Source organism: Mesorhizobium sp. B3-1-9 (genome assembly GCF_006439595.1).
In the GTDB taxonomy this organism is placed as follows: domain Bacteria; phylum Pseudomonadota; class Alphaproteobacteria; order Rhizobiales; family Rhizobiaceae; genus Mesorhizobium.
Genome location: NZ_VFTJ01000009.1, coordinates 111375 through 130357, shown reverse-complemented (window position 1 = coordinate 130357; position 18983 = coordinate 111375). Strand labels below are relative to the sequence as shown.

At 64.6% G+C, this 18983-nt stretch carries 20 protein-coding genes; 7 read left to right on the top strand and 13 right to left on the bottom strand.

Translation table 11 applies throughout. The features are described from left to right. Positions 1 to 16: 16 nt before the first annotated feature. The 8 genes from FJW07_RS18225 to FJW07_RS18190 all read right to left on the bottom strand — a co-directional run bounded on the left by FJW07_RS18225 (position 17) and on the right by FJW07_RS18190 (position 5315). Positions 17 to 625, bottom strand: a complete 609-nt coding sequence (locus tag FJW07_RS18225; RefSeq protein ID WP_246680797.1) for a DUF4336 domain-containing protein — start codon at positions 623 to 625, stop codon at positions 17 to 19. Between the two features lie 183 nt (positions 626 to 808). After that, positions 809 to 1351, bottom strand: coding sequence for a hypothetical protein (locus tag FJW07_RS18220; protein ID WP_140647859.1), 543 nt, complete (start codon positions 1349 to 1351; stop codon positions 809 to 811). Between the two features lie 129 nt (positions 1352 to 1480). After that, on the bottom strand, positions 1481 to 1771 hold the full coding sequence (locus FJW07_RS18215; RefSeq protein WP_140857995.1) for a hypothetical protein: 291 nt from the start codon (positions 1769 to 1771) through the stop codon (positions 1481 to 1483). Positions 1772 to 1867: 96 nt separating this feature from the next. Continuing rightward, entirely contained in the window at positions 1868 to 2653 is a 786-nt protein-coding gene (locus FJW07_RS18210) for a hypothetical protein (RefSeq protein ID WP_140857993.1), read from the bottom strand. Beyond that, a complete protein-coding gene (locus tag FJW07_RS18205) occupies positions 2640 to 3173 on the bottom strand; it encodes a sigma-70 family RNA polymerase sigma factor (RefSeq protein ID WP_140658628.1) in 534 nt (177 codons plus the stop codon). Before FJW07_RS18205 ends, FJW07_RS18210 begins: the two co-directional genes overlap by 14 nt. Before the next feature lie 471 nt (positions 3174 to 3644). After that, positions 3645 to 4148 (bottom strand): invasion associated locus B family protein, encoded by a 504-nt coding sequence (locus FJW07_RS18200; RefSeq protein WP_140658627.1) that lies wholly within the window; start codon positions 4146 to 4148, stop codon positions 3645 to 3647. Positions 4149 to 4405: 257 nt separating this feature from the next. Beyond that, positions 4406 to 4768: a YkvA family protein gene (locus tag FJW07_RS18195; RefSeq protein ID WP_140647854.1), complete on the bottom strand. Its 363-nt coding sequence runs from the start codon at positions 4766 to 4768 to the stop codon at positions 4406 to 4408. Positions 4769 to 5021: 253 nt separating this feature from the next. Beyond that, positions 5022 to 5315 (bottom strand): 4a-hydroxytetrahydrobiopterin dehydratase, encoded by a 294-nt coding sequence (locus tag FJW07_RS18190; RefSeq protein WP_140857991.1) that lies wholly within the window; start codon positions 5313 to 5315, stop codon positions 5022 to 5024. 117 nt (positions 5316 to 5432) lie between these two features. On the opposite strand from FJW07_RS18190, the gene FJW07_RS18185 reads away from it, so the two are divergent. Beyond that, positions 5433 to 5948, top strand: a complete 516-nt coding sequence (locus tag FJW07_RS18185) for a low molecular weight protein-tyrosine-phosphatase (RefSeq protein WP_140857989.1) — start codon at positions 5433 to 5435, stop codon at positions 5946 to 5948. Here FJW07_RS18185 and thpR read toward each other — a convergent pair. Continuing rightward, positions 5855 to 6448, bottom strand: coding sequence for an RNA 2',3'-cyclic phosphodiesterase (gene thpR / locus FJW07_RS18180; protein WP_140647851.1), 594 nt, complete (start codon positions 6446 to 6448; stop codon positions 5855 to 5857). The genes FJW07_RS18185 and thpR overlap by 94 nt on opposite strands. A gap of 118 nt (positions 6449 to 6566) precedes the next feature. Further along, positions 6567 to 7211, bottom strand: a complete 645-nt coding sequence (locus FJW07_RS18175) for an arylesterase (RefSeq protein ID WP_140857987.1) — start codon at positions 7209 to 7211, stop codon at positions 6567 to 6569. Positions 7212 to 7293: 82 nt separating this feature from the next. Here FJW07_RS18175 and FJW07_RS18170 point away from each other — a divergent pair, with 82 nt between their 5' ends. The 4 genes from FJW07_RS18170 (at position 7294) to FJW07_RS18155 (ending at position 12296) form a co-directional block, all read left to right on the top strand. Further along, entirely contained in the window at positions 7294 to 7992 is a 699-nt protein-coding gene (locus FJW07_RS18170) for an ABC transporter ATP-binding protein (protein ID WP_140857985.1), read from the top strand. After that, positions 7992 to 10532, top strand: coding sequence for an ABC transporter permease (locus FJW07_RS18165; RefSeq protein ID WP_140857983.1), 2541 nt, complete (start codon positions 7992 to 7994; stop codon positions 10530 to 10532). Before FJW07_RS18170 ends, FJW07_RS18165 begins: the two co-directional genes overlap by 1 nt. A 239-nt stretch (positions 10533 to 10771) precedes the next feature. After that, positions 10772 to 11512, top strand: coding sequence for a Bax inhibitor-1/YccA family protein (locus tag FJW07_RS18160; protein WP_140647847.1), 741 nt, complete (start codon positions 10772 to 10774; stop codon positions 11510 to 11512). A gap of 217 nt (positions 11513 to 11729) precedes the next feature. Continuing rightward, the gene (locus FJW07_RS18155; RefSeq protein WP_140857982.1) at positions 11730 to 12296 is read left to right on the top strand and encodes a GNAT family N-acetyltransferase; all 567 of its coding nucleotides are present in this window, start codon (positions 11730 to 11732) and stop codon (positions 12294 to 12296) included. 86 nt (positions 12297 to 12382) lie between these two features. Here FJW07_RS18155 and FJW07_RS18150 read toward each other — a convergent pair whose 3' ends face one another. Both FJW07_RS18150 and FJW07_RS18145 read right to left on the bottom strand, forming a co-directional pair. Next, complete coding sequence (locus FJW07_RS18150) at positions 12383 to 12769, bottom strand: DUF2794 domain-containing protein (RefSeq protein ID WP_140658621.1); 387 nt, start codon at positions 12767 to 12769, stop codon at positions 12383 to 12385. 792 nt (positions 12770 to 13561) lie between these two features. Beyond that, complete coding sequence (locus FJW07_RS18145) at positions 13562 to 14350, bottom strand: thioredoxin family protein (protein ID WP_140857980.1); 789 nt, start codon at positions 14348 to 14350, stop codon at positions 13562 to 13564. Between the two features lie 185 nt (positions 14351 to 14535). Between FJW07_RS18145 and FJW07_RS18140 the strand changes: the two genes are divergently transcribed. After that, positions 14536 to 15207, top strand: coding sequence for a ceramidase domain-containing protein (locus FJW07_RS18140; protein WP_140857978.1), 672 nt, complete (start codon positions 14536 to 14538; stop codon positions 15205 to 15207). Between the two features lie 102 nt (positions 15208 to 15309). Here the strand turns inward: FJW07_RS18140 and acnA are convergent, their stop codons facing one another. Further along, the gene (gene acnA, locus FJW07_RS18135; RefSeq protein WP_140857976.1) at positions 15310 to 18000 is read right to left on the bottom strand and encodes an aconitate hydratase AcnA; all 2691 of its coding nucleotides are present in this window, start codon (positions 17998 to 18000) and stop codon (positions 15310 to 15312) included. Positions 18001 to 18283: 283 nt separating this feature from the next. On the opposite strand from acnA, the gene ccmA reads away from it, so the two are divergent. Beyond that, positions 18284 to 18886: a heme ABC exporter ATP-binding protein CcmA gene (gene ccmA / locus FJW07_RS18130; protein ID WP_140857974.1), complete on the top strand. Its 603-nt coding sequence runs from the start codon at positions 18284 to 18286 to the stop codon at positions 18884 to 18886. Positions 18887 to 18983 lie beyond the last annotated feature (97 nt).

Below are 18983 nucleotides of genomic sequence, written 5' to 3'. Positions count from 1 at the left end.
CGAAGGTGGGTCGTCGTCACAAAACCCAACGGAACGCGCGCCTGAGTTCGGCGGCGCCGTCTTTGTCATACCATCGGCCATGCGCGATTATGACGCGCTCCGGCTGCCAAGCGAGCATCTGGTGAACCGCCGCCCGCAAGGCCCGACGACGGCGAAAGAAGCTCAGCCGCATGTCGATCGGCGCCTTGCCGTCCGGATCGATCGCGCCGGCGAGCCTGACGAGCAATCGCAGAAACCAGCTATGAATCCGGCCTGGCTCGAAGTTCTCTATCAGGTCGGTGAGGATCAGCGTTTGCGATGCGCGATGGAACAGCACGGCCTCGGTGAGGACGTCGCCGCGCACGACCAAAAGGTCGATCTCAGCGGGCCAGGGCGAGGCGCGCCCCACCAGCAGCCGGTCCACGGCGATAGGACGCTTTGCCCGTTCCCGCAGGCCGCGCACGGCCAAAACCTCCGCCCTAGGCATGGCGACCTTCCAATCGGGCAGCCACCAGTAGTGAAGGGAGTTCGGCGCGACCAGGAAGCGGACTGGCCCCAGAAGCTCGACCGCGGACCGGAGCGCGGGCGCAAGCGCGACGGGCGAATGCAGGATCAGGTCGCCACTGCGAAGCCGCACGACCGTCATGCGGGTGGTGAAAGGAAATTCAAACGGTCCGACGCCGAAGCCGATCCGTGGTCCATCCACGATCCACAGATCGGGAGCGACGGGTTTCAGGACATCGATCGGCTCATAGAGATCGAGAGCGGACCTGTCGGCGGGCGATTCCTGGGGCATGGCTACTCGGCGGTAACTCGAAGCGCGATGCGGTCAGCCGAAACCGTCCGGCGCCTGTGAGCCATATGGCGCGCCTTCGTCTGGAGGGAAGCGCATGGCTGCACGCATCGCCAGCCACTCGCGAAGCGCGACACGGATTAATTCCATGCGTCCGAGCTTCATGCGCGCCGCGATCGTCGACAGCGCAATTTCGGTGGCCGGGTCGAACGACATGGACGCGGAATCGCGTAGCATCGCCGCGGCGCGAAAATCGGCGAGCCGCGCGTCCTCGGCCGGACCGGCTTGCCCTTCGCCCGGTTTTGCATTCGCAGTCGCCTGCGACTCTGCCGGGGCCGTGGCGGTGTCGCAGTCCCGGATCGCAACGAGGTTGTCACCTTTGATCGTAACGAGGACGAGGCGCGACCCCCGCGGATAATATCGGAGCAAAGCAGCGGCTTGATCGGCGAGGATGGCGCCGTTCCATTCGCAGAGCTCGCCGCCGAGCAGCCAGTTCCGCTGCCCGCCATTCGCCATCACGGCGATGTATTCTCCATCGCAAGGATAACCGATCAGTGCGATTTCCTCGTAGTCTTCCAATCTGCGCATCGCAAATAAGTCCCTGGTCGATGAAGCCGTGCTCATCTCTTCTTGCGCGAAAACGGCCCGGCGACCCCCAAGCCGAGATGCCGGGCCGTCGGGAAGCGCCCGCGCGCAGCGCTTCCCGGGTCACCTTCCCGGGTCACCTGGGGAGCCGGTAACCTGCGAAAGCATCTCGTTCGCGCAGGCAATCAGGGGGACGGTCGAATTCGGCAGCCGCGCTTGCGACAGCCACAATCGGCGGTGCTCCTGCGACAGGCCCTTCATCGCGGTGCGAGCAGCGGAGGTGATCTCGAATGGCCCGCAGGCGGCACACTGGAACTCCACCTTGCGGAGCATGACCTCGGCTTCCAGGGCCGCTCCGGCGCAAACGGGACAGGTGGACGGATAGTATCTCCTTTCGAACGGCAGGAGTTTCATCGCGCGGACTTATCCGACGGCATGCGGCATCGGCGGATCGTGAATTCCAGCTTCGCGTGCATTCTGTCTCCCTTGTCCGGCAGCCGGCGGCCGCGATCAGCCTCTTGTCTTGGGCGCAACGCTCCGGCGCGTGGCGACCTCGATCTGCTTTGCTTCCACTTCGAGCCGATCCGGCGCGGCGGACCCCATCAGCGCATAGGCGGTACCCCCAGACTGCCAGTAAACCGTCGGCACGCGGCCGTCGGTGGCAGGCGTCGGGGGAACGGCGTCCTCGCCGTTCATCGGAGCCGCCACAAGTGTGATGCGCCCGACGCTTGGTGTATCGGCCGTCACGACCAGGCTCTGCTGTCCGTTCCAGGGCTGCACCTGGACATCCTTGACCACCCATGCCGAGGGCAGCGTCGGCATGCTGACGTTGACGGCGCCAACCAGCCGCTGGATCTTGTCCTGTTTGAGCTCGACGCCCTTTTCGGGACCGGCATTGAGTTGCGCGACGCGCAGCGCATCCCGCGCGGCCAGGATGAAGGTTTCATCCGCCGTCTTGCCGCCCTGGCGAAGCGGCACTGTCAGCGAGTTGGCCGACCATCCGATCGCGATTAGCGCGACGGCGGCGACCTGAAGTCGGAGCATCGCGAACATCCGCCTGCGGCGAAGCGCCTGTTCCAGCTGTCTCGCCTTGTCGACGGTCGCGCCGGGCGGAAACAATCGCCTTGGTTGGGAATCGCGCAGCGCATCCATGCGTTGCGCGTGGGCAAAGACCTCCGCTGCCAGTTCCGGCTCGCGGGCAAGCCGGGCCTGCAGCTCGGATCGCTGCGACGGCGACAGCTCGCCATCCAGCAAGCGGCCGATATCCTGCTCGGAAACGCGACTATCGGGCCACATCACGCCCTCCAATGATCTTCAGATGACGGGAAGCTCCGTCATCCATATTTTCCATGTTGTGCTTCAAGGCAGCGCGAGCCCGGCTGAGACGGGACATCACGGTTCCCGTCGGCACGCCCAGAAGTTCGGCCGCCTCGGAATAGGTAAAACCCAGCACGCCGACCAGGTGCAGTATTTCGGCCTGGTCGGTCGGCATCCGGGCGAGGGCCCTGCCGACGTTGGAAAGTTCGGCGCTGTGCTCCTGCGGCGGCGGCGAGGCGGCATCCGACATGTCGGCGATGGACGCAAGGCGCCGCCTGTCGGCATCGGCCTGACTGGCACCGGTGAAGAAGGTATTGCGGACAATCCTGATCAGCCAGGGAAGCAGCGGCCGGGAGGGATCGTAGCTGCCGGCCATCGACAACGCACGGGCGAGAGATTCCTGTACAAGGTCATCGGCGTCGGAATCATTGCCGGTGAGCACTCTGCCGTAACGCCACAGATCCTCCAGGTGCGGTATGACGTCGAACTTCGCTTTCATCCCATCTCATGCCGCCCGTCTCATGCCCGTGTTGGCGCAAGCCGGGCCTACCTTACTGCGCTGTCCAGCCAAAGCCGGCGTGAAAAGCGGCCCAGCGGTCAGGGACAGGGGGACAGGCAACCGCTGGGCCGGCTGGGAGCGTGCTCCTCCCGACTGCAAGCCCTGAAAGACACTCATCCCCAGTGCTTGCCGCCGCTCCCTGTTTCCGGCGCGGCCCTGAAAATGACGGGCCGCGTCAAAACGTGTTCTCCCTCTTTGCGCTATCTACCGGGCTCGGCGGGAAACTATTCCGTCGACCGCGAAATTTTTCCGGGCGATTGGCCGCGGGTATGAATTCCCGGCCGTGCCTCGCCGACGCCGCCCGCCGAGACGAACCGGCGCGGATACAAGGCAAGCTGAAGGGAAAAGGCCGGACCTGATGGCCGGCCTTGCGTCAGTTCATTCGTCGTTTTGGCGGTTTGTGGCTCTTGCCTATTTGCACTTGGCGATCGAGGACAGCGCGGCCGAGATGCCCTTGAGCGAGAAGACGTAGGAGGTGGGGTTGCCGCGGCCGGACTTGGCCTGCACCTTCATGTCGGAGCCGGTCTTCATGGCTGCGATCAGCACCGGCTCTTCGGCGGCGTTCTCGACCCAGGCCGACTTGCCGCGGGTGAACATCGAGAAGGATTTCTTGTCGATGGTGACGGTGGCCTTCGAGCCTTCCTGGAAGTTGTAGCCGGCGATGAACTGCGGCTCGTAGGAGACCTGCTGTCCGGGCCGCTGGCTGACGAAGAAGAACATGTCGCCATGGTCGAGCGTCGCCGGCTGCTTGTCGGTGGGCACGGTCAGCACATAGCAGACCTTGCCGGCGGCCGACTGATAGCTGTAGGTGCCCCAGGCATTGTGCTGGCCGATCTTGGTCGCCTGTTGCGCCAACACCGGCACTGCCGAGGCCACCAGGACCAGGCTGGAAACTATAGCAATCAATCCGCGCATCGTTCTTCCCGTATTCCAAATGGTGCGGAGGCGGGCCGCGTGGCGTCCTGCCGTCGCTTCATTTTGATTTAATCAGGGTTACCAAACGGTGAATTGTCCTCGAAGAAAAGGAACTCACCCCAGGAAACCGCCACCATCCGCGCCGCCACTGTGGATTGAGGCCGGCGCGACGTCCCGGCGCGGAGTTGGATGCCACGAAAACGGCAAGAGTTTGTCTTTTCGCACGCGCTGATTTACGGGCGTGAGGCGAGGCGAGATCAGTTCTTGTCCGCCAGCGCGTCCCTGGCGGCCTGCCTGTGGGCAGGCGTGATATGGGCGCTGACGGCGGTGATCGCGGCGGTCAGCACGGCAAGGTCGTCGGTGAAGCCGAGGCCGACGACGAAATCGGGAATGAAGTCGAACGGCAGGACGAAATAGCCCAGCGCGCCGAGCAGGATTGCCTTGGCCCGCATCGGCGTGTCCTTGTCCATGGCGCAATAGTAGGCGGCGACCACCTCGTCCATGAACGGAATCTGCCGCGCCGCCTTCCTGGCGGTGCGCCAGAATTTCTCGCGGACCTCGCCCTCCCCGGCAAGCTTGTCGCCGAAGCCGAAGAAATCGAAACCGGTACCTTGCGTCATCAGTCGCTCCTTGGCGGCCGCTCGCAACCCATGCGTGCCAACCCGCCGCGAAAGATGTGGTGAAAGCGGGGGACTGCTACAAGAGTTTGGGCGGTTGCTTGGCCGGAAAATCGGAAAGGGATGCTGGCCAGCGGTGACCTGGCTGGCGATCGCCTAGTTTCTGCGATTGGCCGAGGCATCCCTCCCATCGTCATCCACGGGCTTCGCTCCTTGCTTCGCCCTGGAATGACGAAGAAAGGCGAGTCTTTTCGACTCAGCCGAAATATCGGTTCATCCGCTTTGCCAACTCGATATCCAGCGCCGTCACGCCGCCTGCGTCATGCGTGTTCAGCGTCACGTCGACAGTCTTGTAGACATTCGACCAGTCCGGGTGATGGTCCATCTTTTCGGCCGCCAGCGCCACGCGCGTCATAAAGGCGAAGGCTTCGGAGAAATTCTTGAAGACGAAGCTGCGTTTGATGGAAGCGCCGTCGGCGGCGAGCGACCAGCCGCCGAGCTCGGCCAGAGCCGTGGCGATCGCGTCCTTGGTCAGTTTTTCCCTGTTCATGTGTGGTCCCTGTGCTATTCGAAAATGGCCTGCACCATAATGCATGTCGCCCAAAAGTGCGCGGCGGTTTTGGGGTGACGACATGCATGAAAGCAAAGATTTAAACCTGCCGGATCGATGCGCGAAAAGCCCTTAAAATCCATTCTGTTCGTCTGCCTCGGCAACATCTGCCGGTCACCGCTTGCCGAGGGCGTTTTCCACAGCGTGCTGGCCGAGCGCGAACTGGCCAGGCGCATCGTGCTCGATTCGGCCGCGACCAGCGGCTGGGAGGTCGGCTCCGCGCCCGATCCACGCTCTGTCGCGGTGGCGGCAAAGCATGGCGTCGACATTTCAGGGCAGAGGGCGCGCAAGGTGCTGGCGGAGGATTTTTCGCGCTTCGACCTGATCCTCGGCATGGACAAGGCGAATGTGCGCGACCTCAAGGCTCTGGCGCCAGCGACCGCGCGCGACCGGGTCCATCTCTATCTGGATTTCGCGACGGGAAAGACCGCGGACGTGCCGGATCCCTATTACGACGGCGCCGAGGCCTTCGCTTCGGTCTATCGCATGATCCGCGAGGCATCTGAGGCGCTGGCGAAGCGGCTCGAGGCCAGCGCTTCGCCGACCAGCGGCCAGGCTTCTTCGACGATGTAGGGGCCGCCGCCGACCGAATCGCGCGACGACATCAGGACGAAGCGGCCGACGCGGAAGGGCAGCGCCGCGAAATTGCCGCGCGCCGAAAGATATTGCGCGACATCGAGCGGGCTCCCATTGCGCAGGCGCGCCAGCGTCACATGCGGCGAGAATTTGCGCGGGTCGGCCGGCAGGCCGAGCCGCTGGCAGATGCGGTCGATCTCGCCCTGCAGCGCCGCCAGGTCGGGCGAAGCCGACACGCCGGCCCACACCGCATGCGGCTTCTTGCCGCCGAAGGCGCCGACGCCGGAGAGCGTCATTTGAAAAGAGGGGCGGTCGACCCGGTCGAGGGCGTTGGCGATCTCGTCGGCGACATGGCCTTCGACATCGCCGATGAAGCGCAGCGTCAGATGGTAGTTTTCGACGTCGATCCAGCGCGCTCCCGGCAACCCGCCCCGGAGCAGGGACAAAGAGAGGGCGGCATCACGCGGAATTTCGAGGGCGGTGAAAAGACGTGGCATGTGAAGCCTCCTGTCCTCGAATCGAAACTCTCGTCCCTAGCGAATCATCGATACAAGCGCGGGGCAAGAGCTTTGTTGTCCACAAAGTTTCCCCAGCGGAAACCGTGGCGTTTTGGACTCACGACGGGCCGCCATTGTCGGCGATCGACCTCTCGACGGTGGGCAGGATGCGCTCGACGATCACGTCGACGCCGTTCGGATTGGGGTGCAGGCCGTCCTCCAGCTGCAGGTCGGGGTGGCCGGCGACGCCTTCGAGAAAGAACGGATAGAGCGGAACGGCATATTTGGCGGCAAGCTTCGGGTAGATGGCGTCGAAGGTCTTCTGGTAGTCGGCGCCGAGATTGGGCGCGGCGCGCATGCCGGCGAGCAGCACCGGGACGTTGCGCTGCTTCAGCTTTGCCAGCATGGCGTCGAGGTTCTTCTCGGCGATGCCGGGAGCGACGCCGCGCAGCATGTCGTTGGCGCCGAGTTCGAGGATGACGAGGCTCGTGCCGTCCGGCACCGACCAGTCGAGCCGCGCCAGCCCGCCGCTCGATGTGTCGCCGGAGACGCCGGCATTGGCGACGGTGATGTCGAGGCCCTTAGCCTTCAGCGCCGCCTGCAGCCTGTCGGTGAAACCCTGGCCTGGGCCAAGGCCGAAGCCTGCCATCAGGCTGTCGCCGAAGCCGACGATGGTGAAGGTGGCGGCGCGCGCCGGCGTAATGGCGCCGCAAACGGCGAGGAAAAGGATGAGGGCTGCGGCAAAACGGTGTTTGAATGCCATGCGGCGAGCCCCATATGACCGAAACAACCCAAGGAAAGAGACACGGGCCGTCTCCCTTTTCCACATATAGGGCACTTTCATTGTGACAGAAGCCGTCATCGCGCTGAGGGACGTATCGCTGACGCTCGGCGAGGGCGCGTCCTCCGTCCATGTGCTGAAGGGCGTCAGCCTCGACGTGGCGGCCGGTGAAGCCACCGGCATCGTTGGACCGTCGGGCTCGGGCAAATCAACCCTGCTGATGGTTCTTGCCGGCCTGGAACGGGTCGATTCGGGTACGGTCCAGATCGCCGGTGAGCTGCTCAACGGCAAAAGCGAGGACCAGATCGCATCGTTTCGTGGACGAAACATTGGCATCGTCTTTCAGTCCTTCCATCTCATTCCCAACATGACGGCGCTCGAGAACGTCGCGGTGCCGCTCGAGCTTGCCGGCCATGCCGACCCGTTCGGCGTCGCCGCGCGCGATCTCGCCGCCGTCGGCCTGAGCGACCGCATGACGCACTATCCGGGCGAGCTCTCCGGCGGCGAGCAGCAGCGGGTGGCGATCGCCCGGGCGCTGGCGCCGTCGCCGCGCATCCTCATCGCCGACGAGCCGACCGGCAATCTCGACCAGGCGACGGGAAAGCAGATCGCCGATCTTCTGTTCGCCAAGGCGGCGGAACGCGGCATGACGCTGGTGCTGGTGACGCACGACCCGGCGCTTGCCGCGCGTTGCGCGCGGCAGGTCTCGATGCGCTCGGGGCGGATCGAGGACGCGCCGAAAGCCGTGAAGGTTCCCGCCTGATGCGGACATTGAAGCTCGCCATCCGCTTCTCGCTGCGCGAGATGCGCGGCGGCCTGTCCGGCTTCATGATCTTCCTTGCCTGCATCGCGCTGGGCGTCGCGGCGATCGGCGGCGTCAATTCGGTGGCGCAGGCGATTTCCGCCGGCGTCGCCAATCAGGGCCAGACGCTGCTTGGCGGCGATTTGCGCTTCCAGGTCAACCAGCGCAGCGCTTCGGACGCCGAGCTCGGCTTCATCAAAGGCCTCGGCACGGTCTCACTGACTTCCGGCATGCGCTCGATGGCGCGGCTGGAGGACGGCTCCGACCAGGCGCTGGTCGAGGCAAAGGCCGTCGACGACGCCTATCCGCTCTACGGCGCGCTGGAGACGGATCCGGCGCTGCCGAAGGACCAATTGTTCGGCGAAAGGTCCGGCGTGTTCGGTGCCGCCGCGCCCGACCTGTTGTTCGACCGGCTCAATGTTCACATCGGCGACAGGCTGAAGCTCGGCGGCGCCATTTTCGAGTTGCGGGCCAGGCTGGTCAGTGAGCCGGATGCGGTGTCGGACGGTTTCGGTTTCGCGCCACGGCTGATGATTTCGCGCGAGGGCCTTGCCGCATCCGGTCTGGTGCAGCCCGGCAGCCTGGTCGAAAACGCCTATAAGGTGAGGTTGCCCGACGGCGCGTCCGAGGCCCGGATCAAGGACATCCAGGCCGAGGCCGCGAAGGATTTCCCGCAGGCCGGCTGGTCGATCCGCACGCGCAGCAACGCCGCACCCGCGCTCTCCGCCAACATCGAGCGCTTCTCGCAGTTCCTGACGCTCGTCGGGCTGACGGCGCTGGTGGTCGGCGGCGTCGGCGTGGCGAATGCCGTGCGCGCTTATCTCGACGGCAAGCGTGGCGTCATCGCCACCTTCAAGAGCCTCGGCGCCTCGGGTGGTTTCGTCTTCACCGTCTATCTGGTGCAGATCCTGTTGATCGCGGGCCTCGGCATCGTGCTCGGGCTGATCCTGGGTGCCGCGATGCCGTTCGTGGCGAGCGCGCTCCTGCAGTCGGTCATCCCGGTGCCCGCGCAAGGCGGCTTCTATCCTGGCGCGCTTGCCATGGCCGCACTGTTCGGCCTTCTGGTGACGCTGGCCTTCGCGCTGCTGCCGCTCGGCCGCGCCCGCGACGTGCCGGCGACGGCGCTGTTCCGCGAAATGGGATTCGAGAGCCGCGGCCTGCCGCGCCTGCCCTATACGGGCGCTGCCCTGGCGATCGTCGTCGCGCTGGCGGCGCTGGCGATCCTCTCGGCCAACGACTACCGCATCGCCTCGATCTTCGTCGGCGCCACGGTCTTTGCCTTCCTGGTGCTGCGGCTGGTGGCGATGCTGGTGCAGTGGGCGGCAAAAAAGAGCCCGCGCGTGCGTTCCGTTTCGTTGCGGCTGGCGCTCGGCAACATCCACCGTCCGGGCGCGCTGACGCCCTCGGTGGTGCTGTCGCTTGGCCTCGGGCTGACGCTGCTGGTGACGCTGGCGCTGATCGACGGGAATCTCAGGCGGCAGATCTCCGGCAGCCTGCCGGAGCGGGCGCCGAACTTCTTCTTCGTCGATATCCAGAGCAGCGACGTCGACGCCTTCGCCAGCCTCGTCGGCAAGGAGTCGCCTCGGGGAACACTGGTCAAGGTGCCGATGCTGCGCGGCCGTATCATGGCGCTCAACGGCGTCGACGTCGACAAGGTGAAGATCCCGGCCGACGGCGCCTGGGTGCTGCGCGGCGACCGCGGCCTGACCTATGACGCGAAACAGCCGGAGAACGCGACGCTGACCGAAGGTGCGTGGTGGCCGCAGGACTATTCCGGGGAGCCGCTGGTGTCGTTCTCGGCCGAGGAAGGCAAGGCGATCGGGCTGAAGCTCGGCGACACCGTGACTGTCAATGTGCTGGGACGCAACGTCACCGCGAAAATAGCCAATTTCCGCCAGGTGCAATGGGAGACGATGGGCATCAATTTCGTCATGGATTTCTCGCCCAACACCTTTGCTGGGGCGCCGCATGGCTGGCTGGCGACGCTGACCGACAAACAAGCCAGCACGGCCGACGACGCAAGACTGCTCAACGCCGTCACCCGCGCCTTTCCGGCGGTGACGACGGTTCGCGTCAAGGACGCGCTCGACATCGTCAACCGGCTGGTCGCGCAATTGGGCACGGCGATCCGCGCCGCCGCCGGCGTGGCGCTGATCGCCTCGGTGCTGGTGCTCTCCGGCGCGCTTGCCGCCGGCAACCGGGCGCGCATCCACGACGCGGTGGTGCTGAAGACGCTCGGCGCGACGCGGCGGACGCTGATTACCGCCTTCTCCCTGGAATATATGCTGATCGGCCTCGCGACGGCGCTGTTCGCGCTTGCCGCCGGCGGCATCGCCGCCTGGTTCGTGGTCGCGCATATCATGACGCTGCCGTCGCATTTCATGCCGGAGGTCGCGGTGGCGACGATCCTGGTTTCGCTGGCGGTCACCGTCGGAATCGGCCTTGCCGGCACCTGGCGGGTGCTTGGCCACAGGGCAGCGCCGGTGCTGCGCAACCTCTGACGGAGGGCCGAGAGCCGCCCGCCCGGTTAAATCTTTGTAAGAATGCCGCCCGGAAGACCCGAAAACCGGCCTTTTGCCTTCTCACAAAGCGTTACGGCCCGTTACCGTCTTGTTCTTGACGTCAAGAACCATCATATTTCGCGCTAGGCATGCTGGAGCTCCGCCAGCGGCGCCTGGTCCCGGGGACCGCTCCGAGCGGACCTGTCACCGGACGGGGCAGAAGCAACAGAGGATTTCCAATGGCTGATCCCATTCGCAACTACCAGACGTCCGCCGCCCCCGGCGCGCGCGTCGATATCGATCAGGGCCTGCGCGCCTATATGATCAAGGTCTACAACCTCATGGGGCTTGGCCTTTTGATCACCGGCCTTGCCGCCTGGGGCGCCTTCCAGCTCGCCGTCACCGGCGACGGTCAGCTGACCGCCTTCGGCCAGCTCATCTATGCAAGCGCGTTCCGCTGGGTCGTCATCCTGGCGCCGCTCGCCGCCGTGATGTTCCTGTCGTTCCGTATCCAGTCGATGAGCGTGGGCGCGGCGCAGGCCACGTTCTGGGTCTATGCCGGCCTTGTCGGCTTGTCGCTGTCGACGATCTTCCTCGTCTACACTGGCACCAGCATCACCCAGACCTTCTTCGCCACGGCCGCGGCCTTCGGCGGCCTGTCGCTCTACGGCTACACGACCAGGCGCGACCTGTCGGCGTTCGGCTCGTTCCTGATCATGGGCGTGATCGGCCTGCTGATCGCGATGCTGATCAACATCTTCCTGCAGTCGTCGGCGCTTGGCTTCGCCATCTCGGCGATCGGCGTGCTGGTGTTCGCCGGCCTCACCGCCTACGACACGCAGAAGATCAAGGAGATGTATTTCGAAGGTGACGTCGCCGACGTCGCCGGCCGCAAGGCGATCATGGGCGCGCTGCGCCTCTATCTCGACTTCATCAACCTGTTCATGTTCCTGCTGCAGTTCATGGGCGACCGCCGCTAGAGCAGTTCGCCGTTTCACGGAAACGGCGAACCCTCTATCTCCTTGTTTGACGCAATTCCGGACGGGAAACCGCGCACAGTTTTCCTGGAATTGCTCTAAAGGCGGTTACCCGGTCTCAGTGGACCATAGACTTTGCGAAGGGCGGCCCAACGGCCGCCCTTTCTTTTTGCGCAGTCCTCTGCTGTTATCGAGGCAGGAAAGAGAACCTGCACAAATTATGAGCAATGTTGCGATCAGGGCCGCCACCGCGGCCGACCTCGACCGAATCACCGAAATCTATGCCGATGCGGTCGCGCATGGCACGGCGAGCTACGAGCTGGAGCCGCCCAGCCGCGCCGAAATGGGCGACCGATTCGACGCTCTGGTGGCCGGCGGCTTTCCGTATCTCGTGGCCGAGAAGAACGGCGCCGTGCTCGGCTATGCCTATGCCGGGCCGTTCCGGCCCCGCCCCGCTTACCGATTCGTCATCGAGGATTCGGTCTATGTCGCGCCGGAGGCCAAGGGGCAGGGCGTCGGCTTCCTGCTGATGCGGGCGCTGATCGAGACGGCGCGCACGGCGGGCTTCCGCCAGATCATTGCGGTGATCGGCGACGGCCACGCGGACAGCGCCTCGGTGCGGCTGCACGAGAAGCTCGGCTTCCGCCATTCCGGTCGCCTGGAAGGATCGGGCTACAAGCACGGACGCTGGCTGGACACGGTGTTCATGCAGCTTTCGCTGAATGGCGGCGCGGAATTGCCGCCCGATCCGAATTCGCTGCCGGAACGGAAGTTCGCGAAAGGCTGAAGGGGAATTGAAGAACTGGGGAATTGGGCAATTGAAGAAAGGTATTCAGAGTCCTTTTCTCCAGTTCCTCACTTCCTCTTTCCGGACTACGCCTCGACAACCTTGAGCTTCGCATCGAACACGCCAAGCACGCGGCCGAGTTCCTGGCTGCGCTTCAGGATGCGGCCGCCTGCGGCGATGACGGCAAAAGCGCCTTGCCGGCGTGCCAGCCTGGGGTCCTTGACGATCTGGAAAAGCGGCACTTCGCTGGCCCGGCGGAAGACGGAAAAGACAGCGCGATCAGTGAGGTGGTCGATCGCGTAGTCGCGCCATTCATTGGCCGCCACCATGCGTCCGTAAAGCCTCAGAATCTGGTCGAGCTCGCGCCGGTCGAATCGCACCGGCTGGTCGAGGCGGGCGTTGCGCGCCTCGTGCAACGGGATCAATATTCCGGATGCTTCCCCATCCTCCGTCCCGCTGCTGTGATCGGTCATGCCTCGATCCTTCGATTGAATCATGCGCCGGCCAAGGTTCGCGCTTTCGCGGTCGAATTGCAAGGCCTGGCTAAGCAGGCCCGATGGTCGCGCGGTTTCCCAAACGTCCAGTCACGTTTGCGAAACACATGTTGGAATTGGTGATGCTCTGCCACATTCTCGCCACAAATAATCCGCGCTCATGCCCCAATGTCCGACGAATTTACCGGCGTTGCCTGAGACGGTTCGGTCCGGCACCGGCTCGTAAACCCCAAGCCCCCCGCCCACGGGTCAGCGTCGGATCGAACCAACCTCGGTTTTTCCTTGGAAAAATCAGGTGCGACGATCCCAAAACCTGAATGACCGGCGTCAGAAGCAAGCTGACGCCGGTTTTTTATTTCCCTCTCCCCTTGTCTACGGCATGCACACATTTCCAAGCGGCTGGTCTTGGCGATAGCGTGAATGGCAGCTTGGCGCATGCAGTGTCTTATGCTGCGCTGGTCGACCCCCACTCCGTCTCGGCTTCGCCGAGCCACCTCTCCCCCGATCGACGGGGTAGAGGAAAGGCGCGCCAGGCTTTTTGCCGACAACGCTCGTCCAGCAAGGCTCCCTTCCTTTCCCTCCGGAGGGGGGAAAGGTGGCGCTGCAAAGCAGCGACGGATTGGGGGAACCACGTGGCAATCAGGTCTTCGGCCGATCAATCACGCCGATCAAGGCATGCCGGCTATCCGAACTCCCAAAGATTGCCCTGCCTTGTGGTAAGAAGCGGTCCGCGCGCGAGCGGACGAGAAGCCAATTGCTAGAAGGCGGGAGCTAAAGCCGGTCGGGCTTGCGAATGAAGGCGGCGCCGAGGATCGGGCCGGGCATGCCGTCCTGACCAACCGACTGCAGCAGCACCGCGCAGCCGCCCTTCTTGGCGATCTCGGTCATCGGCAATTCGTAACGCTGCGCCTTGCCGTGCCACATGCCGGCGGTCTGAATGTCGGAAACGGCGTTCCAGTAGGTCAGGCTTCGGCCGCTGTTCTCGCCCTGGCCGATCTTCACCATCTGCGGCGGATCGAAATAGACGATCACCACATGGGCGTCGGTCGGGCCGTTGCCGGCATCGCCCGCGTCGATCACGACACGGTCGCTGGTGCGGCTAACCTTGATGGCGACCCGCATGCCCTCGCCGGTCCTGTCCATCCGCGCCAAGGCGCCGTCGACGTCCTTGCGGCTGGCGCCGTTGACGTGGCTGCGGCCGTTGATGACGGCCTGCGGCGTGTAGACCGAGCGGCTGCCGAAGGCGCGCATATAGTCATACTGGCGCTCGGTGTTCTCCTTGGTGCTCAGCGTGTCCTGCCAGCCGAGATAGTCCCAGTAATTGACGTGGTAGGCGAGCGCGACGATGTCGTCCTTGCCGGCGAGCTCGGCAAACAACTCGTCGGCCGGTGGGCAGGAACTGCAGCCCTGGCTGGTGAACAATTCGACCACGCCCAAAGGCTTGTCGGCTTGAGGCTTGCCGGTCGCGGCCTTCTCAGGCTCGGCTGCCAGGGCCACGCCGCCCAACGCCGTAAGGGCCAGCGCTACTGCCGCAAGCCGCAATCGTCCTCGAAATGCCATGACTTTTCCAATTCCCGCCGGTGACGCCGGCCTTGTTCTGATTGCTAAAATATGTGGCAGAAGCGCCAGTCAACGGGAAGTCACGTTGCGGTGAAATTTTTGCTGTTGCAGCCGCAGGTAAGGGCGCAATAGGAGAGGCGATTGCATTTCAAGGCGTGGTTCGATTCGGGAGCAGCATCCTCACCATGTGGCAAACTCTCCTGACCCCTGTCGATCTCTATTGCGAACGGACGGGGCCTGGACTTTGGGCCGAGCCGGCTAATGCTTTGACCAACCTGGCTTTCATTGCGGCGGGACTATGGGGCGTCCACCAGGTGCGGCGATACAAGACCGGCGCCTTCGCCGAAGTGCTGGCCTGGTGGGTGGTGGCGATCGGCATCGGCTCGACCCTTTTCCACACCTTCGCCAGCAAAGGCACGATCTGGGCCGACATCCTGCCGATCGCCGGCTTCACGCTGGCCTACACGCTGTTCAACCTGCGGCGTTTCCTCGGCATGGAATGGGGCAAGGCGATCCTGGTCTTCGTCGCCTTCTATGTCGTCGCCGGGTTGATCGCCTTCGCCGTGCCGGACTGGCTGCGCCAGGCGTCGAACGGCACCACGGGCTACCTGCCGCCCTTCCTCGCGCTCGCCTTCTTCGGAGCGTGGGTGGCGGCCACCGGCAACCGGGCCGGCTGGTACAATCTGGCGGGGTCGGCGATCTTCGTCGTCTCGGTCTTCTGCCGCATGATCGACCCGCTGGTCTGCGCCAGCTTCCCGCTCGGCACGCATTTCCTCTGGCATGTCTTCAACGGGCTGATGCTCGCCGTGTTGCTGGCGGCGACGGCGCGGTTTGGGAAGCCGCAGGTAAGGCAGTAGGCAGTAGGCAGTAGGCAGTAGGCAGTAGGCAGTAGGCAGTAGGCAGTAGGCAGTAGGTGTCCTTTCCCTACTGCCTAATGCCTAAGCCCTATTCCCTGGCCGCTACGCGGCCAGGTCGCGCAGCACGTATTGCAGGATGCCGCCGTTCTTGAAGTAGTCGAGCTCATCCAGCGTATCGATGCGGCAGATGATCGGCACGTTCTTCACCGTGCCGTCGCCATAGGTGACCTTGGCCACCATCTTCCGGCGCGGCTTGATCGCGTCCAGGCCGTCGATCTCGACCAGCTCGTCGCCCTTCAGGTTGAGCGAGGCCCATGAGGTGCCGTCCTCGAAGACGAAGGGGATGACGCCCATGCCGACCAGGTTGGAGCGGTGGATGCGCTCGAAGGACTGGGCGATGACAGCGCGCACGCCGAGCAGGTTGGTGCCCTTGGCCGCCCAGTCGCGCGACGAGCCGTTGCCGTATTCGACGCCGGCGAAGATCACCAGCGGCACGCCTTCCTGCTTGTATTCCATCGCCGCGTCGTAGATCGACATCTCCTCCTTCGAGGGATAGTGGATCGTGTAGCCGCCCTCGCGGCCGTTCTCGCCCAGCATGTGGTTGCGGATGCGGATGTTGGCGAAGGTGCCGCGCATCATCACCTCATGGTTGCCGCGCCGCGTGCCGTACTGGTTGAAGTCGGCGACGCCGACGCCATGCTCGGTCAGGTACTTGCCGGCCGGCGATGCAGCCTTGATCGAGCCCGCCGGCGAGATGTGGTCGGTGGTGATCTTGTCGCCGAAGAGACCGAGCACGCGCGCGCCCTTGATGTCGCCGACCTTGCCGAAGGAGCGGCCCATGCCGGCGAAATAGGGCGGGTTCTGCACATAGGTCGAGTGGTCGTCCCAGGCATAGGTCTGGCCTTCCGGCGCCTTGACCTTTTGCCAGTAGGCGTCGCCCTTGAAGACGTCGGCATATTTGCGGGCGAACAGCTCGCGGGTGACGTTCTTCTCGATGAACTCCTGGATCTCGGCCGAAGTCGGCCAGATGTCCTTGAGATAGACCGGCTTGCCGTCGCTGCCTTCGCCAAGCGGCTCGGTGGTGAGGTCCCTGGTCACCGTGCCGGCCAGCGCGTGCGCCACGACCAGCGGCGGCGACGCGAGATAGTTCGCCTGCACGTCCGGCGAGACGCGGCCTTCGAAGTTGCGATTGCCGGAAAGCACCGCGGCGGCAATCAAACCTTTATCGTTGATGGTCTTGGAAATCGGCGCCGGCAGCGGGCCGGAATTGCCGATGCAGGTGGTGCAGCCGAAGCCGACCAGGTTGAAGCCGATCTGGTCGAGTTCCTTCTGAAGGCCGGACTTTTCGAGATATTCGGCCACCACCTGGCTGCCGGGGGCGAGCGAGGTTTTCACCCACGGCTTCTGCTTCAGGCCGCGGCGGTTGGCGTTGCGAGCCAGGAGGCCGGCGCCGATCAGCACGCTAGGGTTCGAAGTGTTGGTGCAGGAGGTGATGGCGGCGATGACGACGTCGCCATGGCCGAGATCGTAGTCGGTGCCTTCGACGGCGTAGCGCTTGGAAATTTCGGCGGCCTTCTTGTATTCGGTCTCCATCGCCTTGGCGAAGCCGGCGGGGATGTCCTGCAGCGCGACGCGGCCCTCGGGGCGCTTCGGGCCGGCCATCGACGGCACGACGTCGCCGAGGTCGAGCTCGAGCAGATCGGTGAAGACCGGATCGGCCGAGCCCGCGTCGCGCCACATGCCTTGCGCCTTGGAATAGGCCTCGACCAGCGCGATGCGGTTCTCCTCGCGGCCGGACATGGTCAGGTAGCGGATGGTTTCCGAGTCGACCGGGAAGAAGCCGCAGGTCGCGCCGTATTCCGGCGCCATGTTGCCGATGGTGGCGCGGTCGGCCAGCGTCATGTTGGAGAGGCCGGGGCCGAAGAACTCGACGAATTTGCCGACGACGCCCTTCTTGCGCAGCATCTGGGTGACGGTGAGCACGAGGTCGGTGGCGGTGACGCCTTCCTTGAGCTTGCCGGTGAGGCGGAAGCCGATGACTTCCGGCAAGAGCATGGAGACCGGCTGGCCAAGCATCGCGGCCTCGGCCTCGATGCCGCCGACGCCCCAGCCCAAAACGCCAAGGCCGTTGATCATGGTGGTGTGCGAATCGGTGCCGACGCAGGTGTCGGGATAGGCGGTGGTTTCGCCGTCCTCGGCGTTGGTCCACACGACCTGGCCGAGATATTCGAGGTTGACCTGGTGGCAGATGCCGGTGCCGGGCGGCACGACACGGAAGTTGCGGAAGGCCTGCTGGCCCCATTTCAGGAATTTGTAGCGCTCCTCGTTGCGCTCATATTCCAGCTCGACATTGCGGGCGAAGGCCATCGGCGTGCCGAACTCGTCGACGATGACGGAGTGGTCGATGACAAGGTCGACCGGCACCAGCGGATTGATCTTCTCCGGGTCGCCGCCGAGCGCCTTGATGCCATCGCGCATCGCCGCCAGGTCGACCACCGCCGGAACGCCGGTGAAATCCTGCATCAGCACGCGGGCCGGGCGATAGGCGATCTCGACCCCGGCGGTGCCCTTGTCGGTCAGCCAGGCGGCGACCGCCTGGATCGATTCCCTGGTGACCGAACGGCCATCCTCGTTGCGCAACAGGTTCTCCAGCAGCACCTTCATCGAATAAGGCAGCTGGGCGATGCCGGTGAGGCCGTTCTTCTCGGCCTCAACGAGGTCGAAATAAACATAATCCGCGCCACCCGCGGTCAGGGTGCGGCGGCAATTGAAACTGTCGAGGGATTTGGTCACGGCTATCCGTCCTTGTCTGTTCAGCCTGAAAGGGAACGGACGCCGTTGGCATGCAATCACGCGCAAAGGTGCGGGTACGGCCATTTCCGCTGTCCGCTCCCAAGCAACCCGAGCCGTTCAAGGCGGCGCGTGCGCTGGTTCGGCGCTAATTCTGATCCCGCGCCGACCGCTGGCACGGATGAACCGCATATAGAGAATTTACTGGAATAGTTCTAGACAGTCGAAGGACGAATTTGCGTGAGCCGGAAACGGCCGCGAAACGGTGCTTTCGGGACGGGCAAGAATGCGGCTGATCGCCGAAAATCTAGGCGGCGAGCGCGGCGGCGAGACGGTTTTTTCCAACATCGGCTTCGCGCTGGACAAGGGCGAGGCGCTCATTGTCACCGGTCCGAACGGCTCGGGCAAATCGACGCTGCTCAGAATCGTCGCCGGCCTGCTGCCGGCCGCGCAAGGAAAGGTGCGGTTCGAGGATGGCGGCGAGGCCTTCCCGACGGTCGCCTCGGCTTCGCATTATCTCGGCCATCTCAACGCAATGAAGACGGCGCTCAGCGTCGAGGAGAATCTCGGCTTCTGGCGCGCCTTCCAGGGCGAGCCGGGGCTGGACGTCGAAGAGGCGCTGGAGACGGTGGCGCTCGGCGGTCTCGGGCATCTGCCCTTCGGCTATCTGTCGACGGGGCAGAGGCGACGGGCCTCGATCGCGAAGCTCCTGGTGAGCCGCCGGCCGGTCTGGCTGCTCGACGAGCCGACCGCGGGGCTGGACAAGGCCTCGGAGGCAAGGTTCGCAGGGCTGATGAAGGCGCATCTGCGCGACGGAGGGATTGTCGTGGCGGCCACGCATCTGCCGCTGGGGCTGGGCGGGGCGAAGGTGTTGAGGATGGGCGACTGATGTCGGTGCGAGGCACCCCCCTCTGTCCTGCCGGACATCTCCCCCGCAAGGGGGGAGATTGGCAGCTTCGGCGCCGGCATCTCCTTCGCGGCGTCGG

Excerpts from the sequence above, each read along its gene's own strand:
- FJW07_RS18225 (WP_246680797.1), bottom strand. The coding sequence starts at position 625 with ATGACGGTCGTGCGGCTTCGCAGTGGCGACCTGATCCTGCATTCGCCC.
- FJW07_RS18215 (WP_140857995.1), bottom strand. The coding sequence starts at position 1,771 with ATGAAACTCCTGCCGTTCGAAAGGAGATACTATCCGTCCACCTGTCCC.
- FJW07_RS18210 (WP_140857993.1), bottom strand. The coding sequence starts at position 2,653 with ATGTGGCCCGATAGTCGCGTTTCCGAGCAGGATATCGGCCGCTTGCTG.
- FJW07_RS18205 (WP_140658628.1), bottom strand. The coding sequence starts at position 3,173 with ATGAAAGCGAAGTTCGACGTCATACCGCACCTGGAGGATCTGTGGCGT.
- FJW07_RS18200 (WP_140658627.1), bottom strand. The coding sequence starts at position 4,148 with ATGCGCGGATTGATTGCTATAGTTTCCAGCCTGGTCCTGGTGGCCTCG.
- FJW07_RS18195 (WP_140647854.1), bottom strand. The coding sequence starts at position 4,768 with ATGACGCAAGGTACCGGTTTCGATTTCTTCGGCTTCGGCGACAAGCTT.
- FJW07_RS18190 (WP_140857991.1), bottom strand. The coding sequence starts at position 5,315 with ATGAACAGGGAAAAACTGACCAAGGACGCGATCGCCACGGCTCTGGCC.
- FJW07_RS18185 (WP_140857989.1), top strand. The coding sequence starts at position 5,433 with ATGCGCGAAAAGCCCTTAAAATCCATTCTGTTCGTCTGCCTCGGCAAC.
- thpR (WP_140647851.1), bottom strand. The coding sequence starts at position 6,448 with ATGCCACGTCTTTTCACCGCCCTCGAAATTCCGCGTGATGCCGCCCTC.
- FJW07_RS18175 (WP_140857987.1), bottom strand. The coding sequence starts at position 7,211 with ATGGCATTCAAACACCGTTTTGCCGCAGCCCTCATCCTTTTCCTCGCC.
- FJW07_RS18165 (WP_140857983.1), top strand. The coding sequence starts at position 7,992 with ATGCGGACATTGAAGCTCGCCATCCGCTTCTCGCTGCGCGAGATGCGC.
- FJW07_RS18160 (WP_140647847.1), top strand. The coding sequence starts at position 10,772 with ATGGCTGATCCCATTCGCAACTACCAGACGTCCGCCGCCCCCGGCGCG.
- FJW07_RS18155 (WP_140857982.1), top strand. The coding sequence starts at position 11,730 with ATGAGCAATGTTGCGATCAGGGCCGCCACCGCGGCCGACCTCGACCGA.
- FJW07_RS18150 (WP_140658621.1), bottom strand. The coding sequence starts at position 12,769 with ATGACCGATCACAGCAGCGGGACGGAGGATGGGGAAGCATCCGGAATA.
- FJW07_RS18145 (WP_140857980.1), bottom strand. The coding sequence starts at position 14,350 with ATGGCATTTCGAGGACGATTGCGGCTTGCGGCAGTAGCGCTGGCCCTT.
- FJW07_RS18140 (WP_140857978.1), top strand. The coding sequence starts at position 14,536 with ATGTGGCAAACTCTCCTGACCCCTGTCGATCTCTATTGCGAACGGACG.
- ccmA (WP_140857974.1), top strand. The coding sequence starts at position 18,284 with ATGCGGCTGATCGCCGAAAATCTAGGCGGCGAGCGCGGCGGCGAGACG.